Origin of the sequence: Agrobacterium sp. DSM 25558 (genome assembly GCF_900100825.1) — a bacterium.
GTDB lineage: Bacteria > Pseudomonadota > Alphaproteobacteria > Rhizobiales > Rhizobiaceae > Agrobacterium.
The window spans coordinates 12,657-28,921 of sequence record NZ_FMUD01000052.1 but is presented as its reverse complement, the minus strand read 5'-3'; the positions used below and the strand labels follow the sequence as shown (position 1 = coordinate 28,921).

The 16,265-nt window shown below is 55.5% G+C and carries 15 protein-coding genes and 1 tRNA gene; 11 read left to right on the top strand and 5 right to left on the bottom strand.

From position 1 onward, the window contains the following. On the top strand, positions 1-264 hold a 264-nt coding region (locus tag DSM25558_RS26190), incomplete at its 5' end, for a transposase (protein WP_143240166.1). Positions 265-392: 128 nt separating this feature from the next. On the opposite strand, the gene DSM25558_RS26185 is transcribed toward DSM25558_RS26190, so the two are convergent. Both DSM25558_RS26185 and DSM25558_RS26180 read right to left on the bottom strand, forming a co-directional pair. Further along, on the bottom strand, positions 393-2,906 hold the full coding sequence (locus DSM25558_RS26185; protein WP_077107569.1) for a GcvT family protein: 2,514 nt from the start codon (positions 2,904-2,906) through the stop codon (positions 393-395). Positions 2,907-3,072: 166 nt separating this feature from the next. Further along, complete coding sequence (locus tag DSM25558_RS26180) at positions 3,073-5,634, bottom strand: mechanosensitive ion channel family protein (RefSeq protein WP_083716671.1); 2,562 nt, start codon at positions 5,632-5,634, stop codon at positions 3,073-3,075. Between the two features lie 144 nt (positions 5,635-5,778). On the opposite strand from DSM25558_RS26180, the gene DSM25558_RS26175 reads away from it, so the two are divergent. The 4 genes from DSM25558_RS26175 (at position 5,779) to DSM25558_RS26160 (ending at position 8,137) form a co-directional block, all read left to right on the top strand. Continuing rightward, entirely contained in the window at positions 5,779-6,030 is a 252-nt protein-coding gene (locus DSM25558_RS26175) for a GlsB/YeaQ/YmgE family stress response membrane protein (protein ID WP_077107566.1), read from the top strand. 162 nt (positions 6,031-6,192) lie between these two features. Further along, a tRNA-Lys gene (locus DSM25558_RS26170) sits at positions 6,193-6,268 on the top strand. Positions 6,269-6,664: 396 nt separating this feature from the next. Then, positions 6,665-6,874, top strand: coding sequence for a cold-shock protein (locus DSM25558_RS26165; RefSeq protein ID WP_077107564.1), 210 nt, complete (start codon positions 6,665-6,667; stop codon positions 6,872-6,874). Between the two features lie 258 nt (positions 6,875-7,132). Further along, the gene (locus DSM25558_RS26160) at positions 7,133-8,137 is read left to right on the top strand and encodes a sensor histidine kinase (protein ID WP_077107563.1); all 1,005 of its coding nucleotides are present in this window, start codon (positions 7,133-7,135) and stop codon (positions 8,135-8,137) included. On the opposite strand, the gene DSM25558_RS26155 is transcribed toward DSM25558_RS26160, so the two are convergent. Next, on the bottom strand, positions 8,112-8,492 hold the full coding sequence (locus tag DSM25558_RS26155; protein WP_077107562.1) for a response regulator: 381 nt from the start codon (positions 8,490-8,492) through the stop codon (positions 8,112-8,114). The two genes, DSM25558_RS26160 and DSM25558_RS26155, sit on opposite strands and share 26 nt — an antisense overlap. A gap of 213 nt (positions 8,493-8,705) precedes the next feature. On the opposite strand from DSM25558_RS26155, the gene DSM25558_RS26150 reads away from it, so the two are divergent. From DSM25558_RS26150 to DSM25558_RS26125, 6 genes are all read left to right on the top strand, one after another. Further along, positions 8,706-9,032, top strand: a complete 327-nt coding sequence (locus DSM25558_RS26150) for a hypothetical protein (protein ID WP_077107560.1) — start codon at positions 8,706-8,708, stop codon at positions 9,030-9,032. Between the two features lie 149 nt (positions 9,033-9,181). Beyond that, the gene (locus DSM25558_RS26145; protein ID WP_077107558.1) at positions 9,182-11,617 is read left to right on the top strand and encodes a hybrid sensor histidine kinase/response regulator; all 2,436 of its coding nucleotides are present in this window, start codon (positions 9,182-9,184) and stop codon (positions 11,615-11,617) included. 122 nt (positions 11,618-11,739) lie between these two features. Continuing rightward, complete coding sequence (locus tag DSM25558_RS26140; RefSeq protein WP_200800804.1) at positions 11,740-12,495, top strand: bestrophin-like domain; 756 nt, start codon at positions 11,740-11,742, stop codon at positions 12,493-12,495. Positions 12,496-12,598: 103 nt separating this feature from the next. Then, a complete protein-coding gene (locus tag DSM25558_RS26135) occupies positions 12,599-13,258 on the top strand; it encodes a DUF2161 domain-containing phosphodiesterase (RefSeq protein WP_077107555.1) in 660 nt (219 codons plus the stop codon). A gap of 43 nt (positions 13,259-13,301) precedes the next feature. Beyond that, a complete protein-coding gene (locus tag DSM25558_RS26130; RefSeq protein ID WP_244554322.1) occupies positions 13,302-13,598 on the top strand; it encodes a hypothetical protein in 297 nt (98 codons plus the stop codon). Positions 13,599-13,840: 242 nt separating this feature from the next. Next, on the top strand, positions 13,841-14,053 hold the full coding sequence (locus tag DSM25558_RS26125; protein ID WP_077107553.1) for a hypothetical protein: 213 nt from the start codon (positions 13,841-13,843) through the stop codon (positions 14,051-14,053). 165 nt (positions 14,054-14,218) lie between these two features. Here DSM25558_RS26125 and DSM25558_RS26120 read toward each other — a convergent pair whose 3' ends face one another. Both DSM25558_RS26120 and lipB read right to left on the bottom strand, forming a co-directional pair. Further along, on the bottom strand, positions 14,219-15,283 hold the full coding sequence (locus DSM25558_RS26120; protein ID WP_077107552.1) for an NAD(P)-dependent alcohol dehydrogenase: 1,065 nt from the start codon (positions 15,281-15,283) through the stop codon (positions 14,219-14,221). A gap of 108 nt (positions 15,284-15,391) precedes the next feature. After that, positions 15,392-16,120: a lipoyl(octanoyl) transferase LipB gene (lipB, locus tag DSM25558_RS26115; protein WP_077107550.1), complete on the bottom strand. Its 729-nt coding sequence runs from the start codon at positions 16,118-16,120 to the stop codon at positions 15,392-15,394. Positions 16,121-16,265: the final 145 nt, after the last annotated feature.

Genomic DNA, 16,265 nt, shown 5'->3' with positions numbered 1-16,265 from the left:
GCCCTTCTGGGCGTTGCTCCCCATGCGCGCCAATCCGGCAGTTCGAACCGCAGAGGCAAATGCTCTGGAGGACGCAAGCATCTGCGCGACATTGCCTACATGGCCGCGCTGAGCGCAATCAAGATCAAGGATCCCATTCTCGGCACTTTCTACCAGCGCCTGCGCAGCAACGGAAAAACCTTTAAGATCGCCATCGTCGCAACAATCCGAAAGCTCATAACCATCCTCAACGCAATCGCAAAAACAGACCCTGCTTTTACTTGATCGTCAACGGTTGCTTGATGCGGGGTCTAGCGAGCTGACGTCTGTCAGCTCAAAAGAGTTTTTTGCGCCGCGGACGCGACGCTGCTGGATGCCGGGTCAAGCCCGGCATGACGGAGGAAGAGTGGGAGTTAAGCCCGCAGCACCACGTTGTCAGGGTCGAACGGGCTCTCGCCGACGACTTCGGCATCATAGAGATCACCGAGAATCTTGATCTTGAGCTTCGTCCCGATGGCCGAATGATCTGGCGATAGCATGGCAAGTGCCAGCGACTTGCCAATACGCCAGCCGAAGCCACCGGATGTGGCGCGGCCGACGACTTCACCTGTGGCATCGTAGATCGCTTCCGAGCCGCGCGTATCGACCGTGGTATTTCCTGTCACCACGAGTGTCGAGAAAATCCACTTCAGGCCCTGTTCCTTGCCGGCCACCACGGCATCACGACCGATGAAATGTTTTTCCGGCTTGATGAAGCGGTCGAGGCCTGATGTGTAGGCGTTGTATTCGACGGAGAGTTCGCGACCCATGTTGCGGTAGGATTTTTCCAGCGACATCGAGACCATCGCACGAATGCCGAAAGGCTTGATGCCGAATTCGGCACCGGCTTCCATCAGGCGGTCGAAGATATAGGTCTGCATTTCGATGGGGTGATGCAGTTCCCAGCCGAGCTCACCAACGAAGTTGACGCGCAGCGCATGTGCCGTCGCCACGCCAACCGAGATTTCCTTGGCGGTCAGCCACGGGAAATCCTTGTTGTCGAGGCTGGTGCGGGTTAGCTTTTTCAACACCTCACGTGACTTGGGGCCGGCCAGCGCCAGTACGCCGTATTTCTGGGTAATGGGCTGCAGCACGACGGAGCCATCCGTGGGCGCAAGGCGTCTCAACACATCATGGTCATGGGTTTCCAGACCGCCAGCGGAGACGAGGTAGAAACGGCCCGGTGCCCATTCATAGACCGTGAATTCCGCCTTCACGCCACCATCCTTCGTCAGAAGGTGTGTAAGCGCAATGCGACCGCGCTTCTTTGGAATGGCATTGGCGAGGATCGAATCGAGCCAAGCGCGTGCACCGGGACCGGACACTTCCATCTTTGCAAAGGCCGACATATCCAGAACGCCGACATTTTCGTGGACGTGTTTAACCTCGTTGCCGACATGCTCGAAATAGTTGGAGCGGCGGAACGACCATTTCTCAACAATGCGGCCATCCTCGAGTGCTGGCGCATGGTTGTGGTTGGTGATGACGTCAGCCCCGACACCGAGCTCTTCCGGCTTAAGTTCGTAACCATCCGGAACGAACCAGTTTGCGCGCTCCCAGCCGTAGACCGAGCCGAAGACGCCGCCGAGCTTCTTCAGGCGGTCATAAATTGGTGTCGTCTTGAGGGGGCGGGCGGCGGAGCGTTCTTCATCCGGATAGTGCATGGTGAAGACGTTGGCATAAGCTTCCTCGTTCTTGGCGATGAGGTAGCCTTCGGTCGCGTAGGGTCCGAAGCGGCGCGGATCGACGCCCATCAGGTCTAGCGTCGGTTCGCCATCGACAATCCATTCGGCAAGCTGCCAGCCAGCGCCGCCAGCGGCGGTGATGCCGAAAGAGTGGCCTTCATTCAGCCAGAAATTCTTGAGGCCGGGGGCAGGGCCGATAATCGGGTTACCGTCGGGTGTATAGGCAATGGCACCGTTATAAACTTTCTTGATGCCGACTTCGCCAAAGGCAGGAACGCGGGCAATGGCCGCTTCGATATGCGGCATGAGACGGTCGAGCTCTTCCTGGAACAGCTCGTATTCGCTCTGGTCCGAGGGGCCATCGACATAACAGACGGGTGCGCCGACTTCGTAGGGACCAAGAATGAGGCCGCCTGCTTCTTCGCGCATATACCAGGCGCTGTCGGATTCGCGCAGTACGCCCATTTCCGGCAGGCCCTGTTTGCGACGTTCCAGAATGGCCGGGTGCGGTTCGGTGACGATATATTGGTGCTCGACCGGAATGACGGGAATGTTGATGCCGACCATTTCACCAGTCTTGCGGGCGAAGTTGCCGGTACAGGAAATGACGTGCTCGGCAATGATCTCGCCTTTGTCCGTCGTCACCTTCCAGTGACCATCCTCAAGCTGCTCCAGCGCGGTGACTGACGTGTTGCGATAGATGGTAGCCCCACGGTCGCGCGCGCCCTTGGCAAGCGCCTGTGTGAGGTCCGCTGGCTGAATGTAACCATCATCCGGGTGCTGGATCGCGCCGAGCAGGCCATCGGTTTCGCACAGCGGCCAGACCTCCTTGACCTCTTCCGGCGTCAAAAGCTTGTAGTTGACGCCGATGGTTTCGGCGATGCCGGCATAATACATATATTCGTCCCAGCGATCTTTAGTGCGGGCGAGACGAATGTTGGAGACCTTGGAGAAGCCGACATTCATGCCGGTTTCTTCCTGAAGCTCCTCGTAGAACTTCACCGAATATTTGTGAATCTGGCCGACGGAATAGCTCATGTTGAACAGCGGCAGCAGACCTGCGGCGTGCCAGGTGGAGCCGGAGGTCAACTCCTTGCGCTCGATCAGAACAGCATCGCTCCAGCCCTTCCTGGCCAGATGATAGAGCGTCGAAACACCGACGACGCCGCCACCGATCACCACCGCCCGCGCATGTGTCTTCATGATGCAAGTTCCCCTTGAGGCATTTTGCCCGCTTTATGCGGGCTTTATCGAACCAATTTGGGCCAGACTATGCAATGTCGCACCGTTGCTTAAACGCCTGATTACGACATGCAAAAGGCTCGCCGCGACGGGGAGCCTTTTGACGTTTTTCAATTGCGGGACGGTGCTAACTCCGCTTGCCGCCAGCGGACTTCGCAGCTGGCTTGTCTTGGCTTTGTCCGTCCGTTTCCGCGGCTTCATCCGCCGATGGTTCTCTTGCCGTCGAAGCTGCTTTCGACACGATCGCCTTCTCACCTTCCTCCGACATGATTGCGGACAAAAGCTTTGGGTCGGCCTGACCATCCACATGGATGTTGACGTTGCGCTGCGGCGTGGCGATTTCGATGCCTTCTTCACGGAACCTTGTGAGAATGGCCATGCGCAAACTGTTTTTGACCGTGAGGCCGTGCGATAAATCGGCCAGATGAAAACGCAGCTCGAAATCCAGCGAGAAATCACCAAACCGCAGGAATTCCACATGCGGCTCGGGGTTGCGCAGAACCGGCGTCTGCTTTTTCACCAGTTCCAGCAGAATATCCATTACGCGCTGCGGATCCGTCTCATAAGAGACGGAGACAGGAATTTCTGCCCGCTGGATGCGGTTTCTGTGGGTCCAGTTGCCGACGGAGGAATTGATGAATTCGGAGTTGGGGACAATGATCGATTGGCCGCGGAAGGTTTCGATCTCGGTCGCGCGCACGGACAGCCGCTTGACGGTGCCTTCGACAGTACCCGTCACCACCCAGTCGCCCACCTTGAAGGGGCGTTCGACCAGAAGAATGAGGCCGGAGACGAAGTTCGATACGATGTTCTGCAAGCCGAAACCGATACCGACAGACAAGGCGGAAGCAACGAGCGCGAGGCTTGAAAGATCAAGTCCGGCGGATGAAATGCCGAAGATCGCCGCAACGACGACGCCGAGATAACCGATGCCGGTACCAACCGAGTTGCGCACACCGGCATCCACCTGGCCGCGCGCCATGACGTTTCTGTCCAGCCATTTCTGGAACCAGCGTGTAATGGCATAGCCGACGACGAAGACGAGAATACCGGTGATGATGCTGATGAGCGATATGGATGTCTTGCCGATCGAGAAGCCGGTCAGCAGGCGATAAGCCCAGCTTTCGATGTCACCAGGCTGGAAGCCCCAGGAAAACAGAACGAGCGGCACGCCGAAAGCCAGTGCTGCGCAATAAATGCCAAGCCCTGCAGCCAGACCGGCCTGATCGAGCGGCACGGGGCCAAGCCCGAAACGTCTGCCGAGGTAGCGGCCCACGAGCGTCTCTGCAAACACACCCTGTTTGGAAATGGCGCGGCCAGAGAGAATGCCGATATACATGGTCGCTATGACAGTGCCGGTCGAGACGATCTGGGTGGCGAGAAACCGAGCCAGACCGACATAACCGGTAAGGCAGGCGCCAATCAGCAACAGGCCACCGAAACGCAGCAGCGCAGAAAGCCAGCGCGGCATGCGTTGATCACGCCCATCCCCGTCAATATCCGTGCTGGCCAGCGGCTTTACGAATGACAGGGCAAACAGGATGATGCCGATGATGATGGATGCGACGAAGCTTTTTGCGACAGTCAGGATCAGCGGTGAGTTCAGAGTTTCACTGATGGTGCTGAACAGGTAGTCGAGACCGTTGACAAGCGACATGACGAGCATGGCCGACGAGATGATGTGCGCACCACGCGTGGAAACGTTGAGCAGGCGCCATTCCGGCTGTGTCGGCGAAAAGATCGCATATGTCAGTCGCGACACAAAATAAACGAAGGCGACGATGTATATCGCGACGAAAAAGATCGGAGCGATGTCCGGTCGCAAAACACCGAAATTATCGAGAAGAAACGCCGACGCCGACATGAACAGAAAGACGGACATGGACTGGACCAGTGTAGACCAGAACGCCACCGACAAACGCCGCAAATAGGACGGCTCACCTGAAAAGGCGCGCCGCTCCATCCTGTGTCCCAACAGTCTGTAACCGCCGACCATGAACAGCAGTGCAGCCATGATGGAAAGCGTAACGGCACCGAACATCGACACGCGTTTGTAATTCCAGACGAATATCGCCCAACCGGTCATGGAACTGCTGAGCGAGGCAATCTCGCCGCCGAATTCCTTGCCTGCCTCTGCCAGAACCGGCAGTGAGATTTCCGTGCGCTTGAACAGCGTGGCGGCGAACAGCTGGCGGCGAAGGTTGGTGATGGTGTTGGAGAGGCGGGCGGCGTTGGCAGACACGTTCTCCGCATCACCTAGCACGGCGTTTATCTGGGACTTTTCCGCATTCAGTTTCGTGCGCTCGTCGGTAACGACGCTGGCTTCCGGTGGCTGACCCTCCTTGGGCGGCTCCCCTAGCGAGGTGATGCGGGTGCTGATTTCGTCAAGTCTCGTGCGAAGGTGAGCAACGGTTGCGGCGGCGTTGCCCGCGAGATCGTCTGCCTTGCCTTTCAGATCGACAAGTTTGGTATCATCATTGTCCTTGTTGTCGATCTGTTGGGTGATATCGGCCAAGCTTGCCTTATCTTTTACAAGCCGGGCTTCTGCTCTCTGCGCAACGGACAGGGCGGCATCTTCGCTGATCTGGTCTGGCATCTGCGCCAGAGCCATCTGTGCCGGAGCTATCCAAAGGGCCACAAAAGCAAACAGGATCGGCAAGAGCCGGTACTGTCGTATTGATGATGTCATCGTGAATGCCCTTCTGATCTTTCCGAATCGCTGCGCGACGTTAGCTCGCCAATAAAAGGTTTCAAGGTGGTCAGCGCACGACACCACCTTGAAGAAAACATTAGAATCGCCAAATATGATTTTGTAGCAACCTAGGAGGAAGTCATGGAATCTGCAGGTATTGGCTGGATCGCCGCAATCATCATTGGTGGCATAGCCGGTTGGCTCGCCGAACAGTTCATGAAGAGCAATATGGGTGTTTTCATGAACATCATTCTGGGAATCGTGGGTGCGATCGTCGCGAACGCGATTCTGGCGGTATTCGGCGTGGTCCTCACGGGCTGGATCGGATATCTTATCGCAGGCTTCATCGGCGCATGCATACTGATTGCCGTCGCAAGGGCTTTCAGGCGTTGATAGGGTAAAAAATGATCCGGTCGTAAAAAGCCGGGGCTTCAAGGCTTTTCCAGCGTGGCTGTCATTTTTCCGACGTAAAAATCGAAGAAATTTCATTTCCACGCTGGACAATCAGAATGTTCCTCTTTATACGCCCAATCACACCGCCAGACGGCGGACGGCGGGTGATTAGCTCAGTTGGTAGAGCAGCTGACTCTTAATCAGCGGGTCGTAGGTTCGAGCCCTACATCACCCACCATTCTTTTTCATAATCAGTATGTTGTGACGCTTTGATCAGATAATGATCAAAGCGTATGACTGTTTTGATTACGCTAGAACTCTGACGACTTCTCCCTTAAAGCTAGACGAGCGTTTGTCGAAACACATGATGTGTGCGCGGTCGCTTGAGCAGACCTGCTATCTAATAAGATCGCCGAGACCCCGAGATCGATCTGTTTACCCGTGGGTAAAACTAAAAGTTGACACATGCGATAGTGACCTCTATTAAGGGTTTATCGATCTTTTGCTTGCTGAACTTTGGTTACCGCGCGATTGGCACCGCGCCAGAACGAACTTTCATTTCAAAACTATCGCTATCATCGTCGTGGAGCTTATTGCGTCGCGATCCCACACTTATGCTTTGAAAGGGTTCATTATGACCACAGGCACAGTAAAATGGTTTAATTCCACTAAGGGCTTCGGCTTCATTCAGCCTGACAACGGCGGCGAAGATGCATTCGTGCACATTTCTGCCGTCGAGCGCGCTGGAATGCGCGAAATCGTAGAAGGTCAGAAGATCGGCTACGACCTCGAGCGCGACAACAAGTCCGGCAAGATGTCGGCCTGCAACCTTCAGGCTGCCTAATTTGAACGGCTTCTACTTTGACCACGGATGTACTGGCATTGTTGGAAGCTAGTTTTTGAAAAGGCCGGACATTTGTCCGGCCTTTTTCATTTTAAGCATATCGAAGTCGCTTTCGGCCATTTTTGCTCCCACTTGATCGCGTGCCGCAATGCGGTTGAGGGCCGAGCGTTATTCCGCATGCGCGAGAATGGCGAAAAAGGACCGGGAGCTGATCGCTTCGAGCAAGCCGACCGTGAAAACGCGTGAGAGAGCCTGATCATGACCAAGGACCACAGCTTCAATCATTCCACTTGGTCGCCCGAGGAGCTCCGTGGAGCCTTGGCAGCGGCAGGGGTGGCGCTTTGGTCCTGGCAGGTTGACACCGACGAACTCTTGATGGACGGCCATGGCTACGAGCTCTGGCACGTCAGCAAGGCCGAACCGCTTACCTTCGAGCGCCTGTCGGAGAAAATTCACCCCGCTGACCGGGATCGGGTGAGGGAGGCTTTCACTGCGACGAGAGCCGTTGTCGGTCCCTATGAAATCGACTTCCGTATTCTGGTTGGCGCGGATGTTCGCTGGATATCGGCACGGGGACAGGGAAATGATGCGGGGATCAAAAATCGTAAAATGTCGGGCATCTTTCTGGATGTGACTTTAAGGAAAAATGCAGAGGAAAGCCACGAGCTCTTGGCCGGTGAGATGAGCCACCGCGTCAAGAACCTTTTGGCGATCGCCTCGGGCTTGACCAAGATAACCTCACGTTCATCAAGCTCTCTAGAAGAGATGACCGAGCAGCTGACCAGTCGACTGGCGGCGCTTGGACGTGCGCATGATCTCGTCAGGCCTCTGCCGCATGGAAACGGCGATGCGGCGCTTCTTGGAGACATCTTCACCGTGCTCCTGGCTCCCTATGACGATGGTGGAGCATTCGCGGGACGGATCAGGGTTGCCGTACCGCGGCTTGGAGTTGGAGAAAATGCGGCCACAGGTCTGGCACTGGTCATCCACGAGTTGGCGACGAACGCGATGAAATACGGATCTTTGTCAGTACCGGAAGGCGTGTTGGACGTTTCAGGTGCTATCACCGGAGATATTATCGAAATTCGGTGGACAGAGCGTGGAGGTCCAGAGGTTGAAAAACCCACCGGTGCAGGCGGATATGGGAGCAAGCTGCTCCACAGAACACTGGCAGGCAATCTGGGCGGAACTCTTGAACACGACTGGTCCAAGGAAGGTCTCTTGGTCACCTTGCGTATCAGCGGCGCTCGTTTGTCGTCGTAGGCTCGCTGGTCGTCAGAGATTTGAAGCGTTTGACGATATGGTCAAGATCATAGGGCTTCGTGAGGAATTCGGCAGAAGGCGGTAGATCTATGTCATCCGATCTGACCCGGCCTGAAGCAACGATGATCCCTGCATCTGGAAAACGAGTTGCCACTTCGTGAGCGAGATCGACACCAGAGTTCGTGCCGGGCATTTGAATGTCGGTAAACAGAAAATGGATCGCCTGTTCTTCGATGATATCGAGCGCTTCATCGGCCGTTCCGGCTTCAATAACTGTGAAACCTGCATCCTCCAATGCGTCTATGACTGTCATTCGGATTAGGGCCTCGTCGTCCACCACAAGCACTTTGCGCATCACACTCTCCCGGAATTCATGATCAACACCTGAAAGTATCAAACGTTCCGCGCGAAAACATCTTACCTCGCTGAGAGGCTTGGTTTTGCAGTTAGACTGCTTGCTGTGGCGTGATTTGGATGCCTGTGGAACAAATGACGTCGCGCCATGTTGTGTGTACGCAAGACGTCAGTTCATGAACGAAAACGTCACCTCCCAAAATTTAGGAATTTCATGACCGATTATATCGCCGATGAGCCGATCGTGTCCGAAATCTCAACGCTGCGCCTCGCGCTGCCTGAGTGGATTGTTCACACTGTCGAACTTGTGGAATTGTCTGAAAATGCAGAGCGTGCCGCCAAGTTGGTCAACCCAGAAACGTCGACGACGTCTCGCAAGCTCATTGTCGAAATCGCTGAGTGGCAGCAGAAACTTGTCGATTGGCAAAAGCTTCAGATCAGTCCCCGGCTAAAGGCGGAACTCCGCATCCTGAAAGCAACGCTTGACGCTTCGATGGATGAGGCAAACGCAGCGGCCGGAAAGCTCGGCCTGTTCAATTGAGCGATTTGCTCATTTCACAGCGTTGGCCCCGTGATATCAAGGCAGGGCAAATCCGAGAGCGCAGATCTCTTTATTAGAAACACCCGTTGCGGGAAAAAGGAAAACACCGTTAAAAGCTCAAGGGTGGCTTTTTTCGCATGGAGTTCTGAATGCCTGCTGGTTCTAATCGGCCGTCCTATTTGCCAGATACAGGCGAGACGGCCGATCTCATCCGTCGATTCGATTGGTCTGCGACTACGCTGGGACCAATCGAGCATTGGAGTTCCACGGTCAGGACGACAGTGGCGACGATGCTGCGGTCCCCAGTTGCGATAGCCACACTGTGGGGCAAAGACGGTGTGATGATCTATAACGACGCCTATAGGGTGGTTGCGGGCAAACGACATCCGGCATTGTTGGGAGCTAAGCTCCGTGAAGGTTGGCCAGAGGCGTTCGAATTCAACGACAACGTGATGAATATGGCCATGGCCGGTAGAACGCTGTCCTATAAAGATCAGGAATTCACGCTTTTCCGAAATGGCTTGCCAGAAGACATGTGGCTGGACCTCGACTATTCGCCCGTGGTTGACGACGAAGGCGTGACGGTTGGCGTATTTGCCATTGTTAGAGATACATCCGAGCGCGTGAAGGCCGCGAAGCAACTTCAGGAACTAAACGAAGACCTCGAGCGTCAAGTCCTTGAGCGGGTTATCGAGCAAGGGACGAGCTGGAACATCAACCCCGACATGCTTGCTGTCGTCAGCATGGACGGCCGTTTCCTGGCCACCAATCCTGCCTGGGGCAAGACGCTTGGATACAGTGCGCACGAAATGCGCGGCTTTCTCTATACCGACCTGTTGCATCCTGACGACATTGCAGATGCCAAGGCGGCTCTCGACACGCTTGTTGGCGGCGAGGCGGTGGTCGAGGTCGAAAACCGTTACCGGACGAAAGATGGCGTACATCGTTGGTTTTCGTGGGTTTGTGTCCCTGATAACGGCAAGATCTACTGCATCATTCGTGACGTCACCGATGAGAAAACGGCGCTTGCCGAGCGCGATCAACTGTGGCGGCTTTCGCAGGATATGTTGGCCCGCGCTGATTACGGTGGAGAAATGTCGGCCGCCAACCCTGCCTGGACCGCCGTTCTGGGCTGGACTGAACACGAGCTTCTGACCAATCCCTATGCCGACATCATTCATCCAGACGATGTGCCGCACACAACGGCCGCACTCTCGAAAATGTCAGTAACGGGTCAGCCGACGAGGTTCGAGAACCGGATATTGACCAAAAACGGGGTCTGGACACCCATCGACTGGACCGTGTCACCTGAAGCAGACAACGTAAACTTCATTGCTGTCGGTCGAGATCTCTCCGAATACAAGGCTCGCGAAGCAGAGCTTGCCGATGCACAGGAGCAGTTGCGACAGGCACAGAAGATCGAGGCAATCGGTCAGCTCACCGGTGGACTGGCGCATGATTTCAACAACATATTGGCGGGTATCAGCGGAAGTCTGGAGATGATGTCGACGCGTCTGTCTCAGGGACGCATAGGCGAGCTGGATCGATACCTCGTTGGAGCAAGCGGTGCCACCAAGCGCGCCGCTGCGCTGACACAGAGACTTCTCGCATTCTCGCGCCGTCAGACGCTTGATCCCAAACCCACCAATCTGAACAGCCTCGTCCATGGCATGCTTGAACTTGTCCATCGCAGTATCGGGCCGAGCATCGAAGTCGAGACCGACGCTGCGGATGGGCTTTGGACAACCTTCGTTGATGCCGGGCAGCTTGAAAATGCCTTGCTCAACCTGTGCATCAATGCCCGCGATGCCATGCCGGAAGGCGGCAAGATCACCATCGAGACCGAGAACTTGTGGCTAGACGAACGCCTGGCGAAAGAGCGGGGTCTCAAGGCCGGCCCATATGTTTCGCTATGCGTAAGGGACACTGGCACGGGTATGTCTCACGAGGTCATGTCTCGAGCATTCGACCCGTTCTACACGACGAAGCCCATAGGGCAGGGAACGGGGCTTGGACTGTCTATGGTGCATGGCTTTGCCGGGCAATCCAATGGTGCAGTCCATATAGAATCCGAGATCGGCAGGGGAACCACGATCGCTATCTATCTGCCGCGCCATGGAACTGATCTTCCTGTCGAGGACAGCCACGGCAATCCGCAGTCGCTATCACCTCAATCGAGCGGACGCGAAACAATCCTGGTCGTTGATGACGAACCACTGGTGCGGATGATCGCGGCTGAACAGCTTCAAGAGCTTGGTTATACGGTTCTGGAAGCTGACGATGGTCGATCCGCGTTGGAAATTCTCAACTCAGACCATCAGATCGATCTGCTCGTGACCGACGTCGGCTTGCCCAACGGGATCAATGGCCGTCAACTGGCTGAAGCCGCCCGCGTCTCACGGCCAGAGTTGGCGGTGCTTTTTATTACCGGTTATGCCGAGAGCGCCGTTCTCAATCACGGTGATCTCCATCATGGCATGCACGTTCTGACGAAACCCTTCCAGATGGATGTCTTCGCTGAGAAGATAAAGCATCTGTCGGTACTCGCTCATAAAGGTTGGCCTGACAATTTATCTTTGCCGTGACCGGCGTCGCCAAAACGGGACTGTTTACGCAAATCAGATTTCGTGTTGGAAGGAATGCCACATTTGCATCTTTACACAGTTCGTAGGACATCGAGATTGCCTCTTGGAACCTGGAATCGATAATGACTGAATTCTGGCTGGCTCTGGCGGTCTTTGCGTGCCTCTTGGCAGCCTCGTTTGGTGCCATGGCGATTTCTCCGCGCCTGTCTGCCCATCACAAGGATGATGAAACCAACGCGGTGATCCGTCTGGTCGCCAATATCTTCGTCGTCATGACGTCGCTGGTCTTCGGCCTGATGATCAACTCGTCGAAGAATACGTTCGAGACGGTGAACGCAACCTCTCATTCATACGCCACAAATCTGATCTTGCTCGATCACTCGCTCAGGAGCTATGGCATTGGTGCGAGAGAGGCCCGGCAGTCGCTGACGGATTATATCGAGCAGGCAATAGAACATCCGACACGGGCCGACGATAGCTTGAAAGGTGTCTCGGACCCAGCAGGAGCCGCTTTGGATCGCCTCTCCGATGTCCTCATGACCATTCAACCGGTAGAGCAGTATCATCAGGACCTGGCATCAGACATCCGGCGGCAGTTTCAGCGTATCATCGAACAACGCTGGACGATCATCGAGCAATCCGAGGGTGTCATCCCAATGCCGCTGGTTGGTATATTGGTGGCGTGGTTGGTTCTCATCTTCGGAAGCTTTGGTTACCGGGCGCCCAGAAACGCCATCGTGGTCACAACTTTTGTAATCGCCGCAGGGCTGCTTGCATCCGCCTTTTATCTCGTACTGGACATGGACATTCCGTTTCGAGGATTTATTCAGGTTTCCGACGAGCCGCTGAGGCGGGCCCTGGCCGAGGTGCGATCATGACGATGGCGAACATCTCGAAGACTGGTTGATGTCAGCGCGTGTCAACCTCATCGTCTACGGGTATACACTCATCGAATGATTCCTGATTCCGATCGTTAGCCGCATGGAAACGTCCCTCTATCTGCCCGTAAAAGCATTTCTGGAGACCGCAGGATATTCGGTTAAAGGGGAGGTCAGCGGATGCGACCTTGTTGGCATCAACGGTGATGAACCGCCAGTCGTCGTGATTTGTGAGCTGAAAATGACCTTCAATCTGGAGGTCATTCTTCAGGCTGTCGACAGGTCTGCAATAGCGGACGAGGTGTGGATCGCTGCGAAAATATCTGCCAAGGGCAGGGGACGGGAAGCGGACAAACGCTATCGAGATTTATGCCGTCGGCTTGGCATAGGCATGCTCGGCATATCCGACCGCGGTGACGTCAGCGTCATCGTCGCCTCGATATCACCCATGCCGCGCACCAACCCGAAGCGACGCTCAAGACTTGTGCGCGAACACCAGAAAAGACGCGGTGATCCCGCCCTCGGTGGCAGTACCCGCAAGCCCGTGATGACGGCCTATCGTCAGCAAGCGTTGGGCTGCGCAGCAGTTCTGGTCGCGGGACCGTTACGTGTCCGTGATGTGAGAGCGTCTGTTCCTGAAGCCGGAAAGATACTGTTGTCGAATGTCTATGGCTGGTTCGAGCGGTTGGAAAAAGGCGTCTATGGCTTGACGGATGCCGGTCGAGATGCACTCATCCGGTGGCCTCAGACGGAAATTTTATGACGCGGTACGATGCGAACCGCCGCACACCGTAATATCTCCTTATATGGACGTTTTTCGTCGCGTCCCCAAAGTCGTCTCATTCTACGCCATAACTAGGCGGATGAGAGCTGTCACCAATATATTGATTCTGGTCGCAGGTGTTGCGGGCAGTGGTCTTGTCGCTGCTTTTACCGTGACCATCATGGCGGAAGCCGGGCCGTTGCGCTCCTGCCTGGAAGAAAGTTGCGGTTATGCCGCGCTGTTCATGGCCTTTCCGCTGGCATGGTTTATCCTGTTTTCGCTCTTCGTTATGGCAATGCTGATCTGGCGGCGAAAACCGCCTCGGGACTGCTGGAAGTAGTGTAAAATGAAATGCTTTCCCGGTCAGGTTTTGAAGTTCGACCAGATTCGTGATAGGAATGGGGTTTTCCACTGTTTCACCGCGTCGGCTGAACTTGACACTACCATTCATATAGCCGACCTTGCATCCCGCTGGGGGATTCGATTCAACGCTTGCCGTTTCACGACGGTTTGCTTTTCGAGTGTGTGAAGTACGCTTGTCCTGACCTTAACTCAGGAGCATGCGATAGAATGGAGTGCTTAATGCGCGCTTTGATCAATTCTCCGTCGCTTTCGGTCGACACCATGGATTATCAGGTCGAATGCCAATTTGCTTTGGAGCCATCGATCAACGGTCTTCTTGAAAAGGCTGAAGGTGCTGGATGGGACCGCCAACATGCCGTACTGGCAATTGTTGCGCTGGTCAGCGGCCAAGTGTCGGAAGCGACCTTTACCGATGATCGTTTGCTGTCTTAACGGCGAAGGCGGTCACTCTTTTCGGCTAAGTGTCGATACGAGCTCTACGCCGACAAAACGCCGTCCTTAAATTGGTTTCAATAGATATTTTATGCTGAAAACACAAAACCCGCCGATCACTCGGCGGGTTTGTTTTTGCGGTACAGCGATTGATCCGATGACGGATCACGCGGCCTGTTTTGGCAGGCTGTTCATATCGATAACGAAGCGGTAGCGCACGTCGCTCTTGATCATGCGCTCATAGGCTTCGTTGATCTGATCGATATTGATCATCTCGATATCGGCGGTAATCCCCTTTTCGGCACAGAAATCCAGCATCTCCTGAGTTTCAGCAATGCCACCGATCATGGAGCCGGCAAAGGTCTTGCGGCCTGGAATGAGGCTGAAGGCGTGAACGGAGAGCGGCTTTTCAGGCGCGCCGACCTGTACAAGTGCACCATCGCGCTTCAGAAGTGCGAGATAGGCGTCGATATCGTGGTCTGCGGCAACCGCATCGATGATGAGGTCGAGGCTGGCAGCGCCCTTCTTCATCTGTTCCGGGTCCTTGGAAACGATGACTTCATGCGCGCCAAGTCTCTTCGCGTCATCTGCCTTACCGGGAGATGTCGTGATCATGACCACCGTGGCACCCATGGCGCTGGCGATCTTGACAGCCATATGGCCAAGGCCGCCGAGGCCCACGACGCCGACACGTGTGCCAGGACCGGCATTCCAGTGGCGCAGTGGCGAATAGGTGGTGATACCGGCGCAGAGCAGTGGTGCTGCCGCTGCGGCATCAAGACCTTCGGGGATGTTCAGCACATAGCGGTCGTCTACGACCACATGCGATGAATAACCGCCAAGCGTATGGGCGTCGCCGCCCATGGCCTTGTCCGGCGAATTGTAGGTGCCGGTCATGCCGTTTTCGCAATATTGCTCAAGGCCTTCGGCACAGCTTGCGCAATCGCGGCAGCTATCCACGATGCAGCCCACACCGACGCGGTCGCCGGTCTTGAACTTCGTAACGTCGGAGCCGATACGGCCCACACGACCAACAATCTCGTGACCCGGTACGCATGGGTAAAGCGAACCGGCCCATTCGCCGCGGGCTGTGTGAATATCCGAGTGGCAGACGCCACAGAATTCGATTTCGATTTCCACATCGCGCGGGCCTGGATCACGCCGCTTGATAGAGGCGAGTTTCAACGGCGAGGAACCATCATCGCAGGCATAGGCTGAAGTTGTGAACATGTGATGTCACCATCTTTCTGGTTTTAGGATTTCGAGTAAACCAAGGGATATGCATCCGGTTTAAGGCGTCTGGGAAACGCCTGTCGATGCAGAAGGTTGCCGGAGGCTCTAGCCCTTGGCCACTTCATTTTCCGTCGCGCCGAATACCTCTTCGAAGGCCTCGCGCAACAGAACATCGACATCTTCGATCATAACCGGCAATCCGAGATCCACAAGAGTTGTTACGCCATATTGTGTGATGCCGCAGGGAACGATCCCGGTGAAATGCGTTAGATCCGGATCGACATTGATCGACAGGCCGTGAAAGCTCACCCATTTGCGAAGACGAATGCCGAGGGCCGCGATCTTGTCCTCGCTGACGGTGCCGTCAGGCAGCAGCGGTCTCTCCGGTCGCCGCACCCAGACGCCGACGCGATCTTCCCGCCGCTCGCCACGCACATTCATTTTGTCGAGCGTGCTGATGATGACATTCTCGAGTGAAGCTACATAGGCTCTCACATCCTGGCTGCGTCGTTTGAGATCGAGCATGACGTAGACAACACGCTGGCCAGGACCATGATACGTATATTCGCCGCCACGACCCGTGGAGAAGACGGGGAAACGGTCGGGCTCGATCAGGTCGGCAACGTCCGCACTCGTGCCAGCGGTGTAAAGGGGAGGGTGCTCCAGAAGCCAGACGAGCTCATTTGCCTCACCGGCAGAAATCGCCGCGACTTCGCGCTCCATCTCGGCCACCGCTTGCTCATAGGGCACGAGTTCGTCCGAGATTCGCCAGCGCACGGGAGGAGAGCCGGGACGAGCAAGCATTTTTGTCTGGAGATCGGTGCGTGTGAGCATGAGTTTAGTCCTTTCCACAGCCTTCTCGCAGAATGATTTCTGAGCCGCAAGCCCGGCATTTGCGGGCTTCTTGCATATAGGAACGATGTGTCTGATTTTTAATTTCAAAAATCTGTCATGACGCTCTTGTGCACCCAAAGTGCTT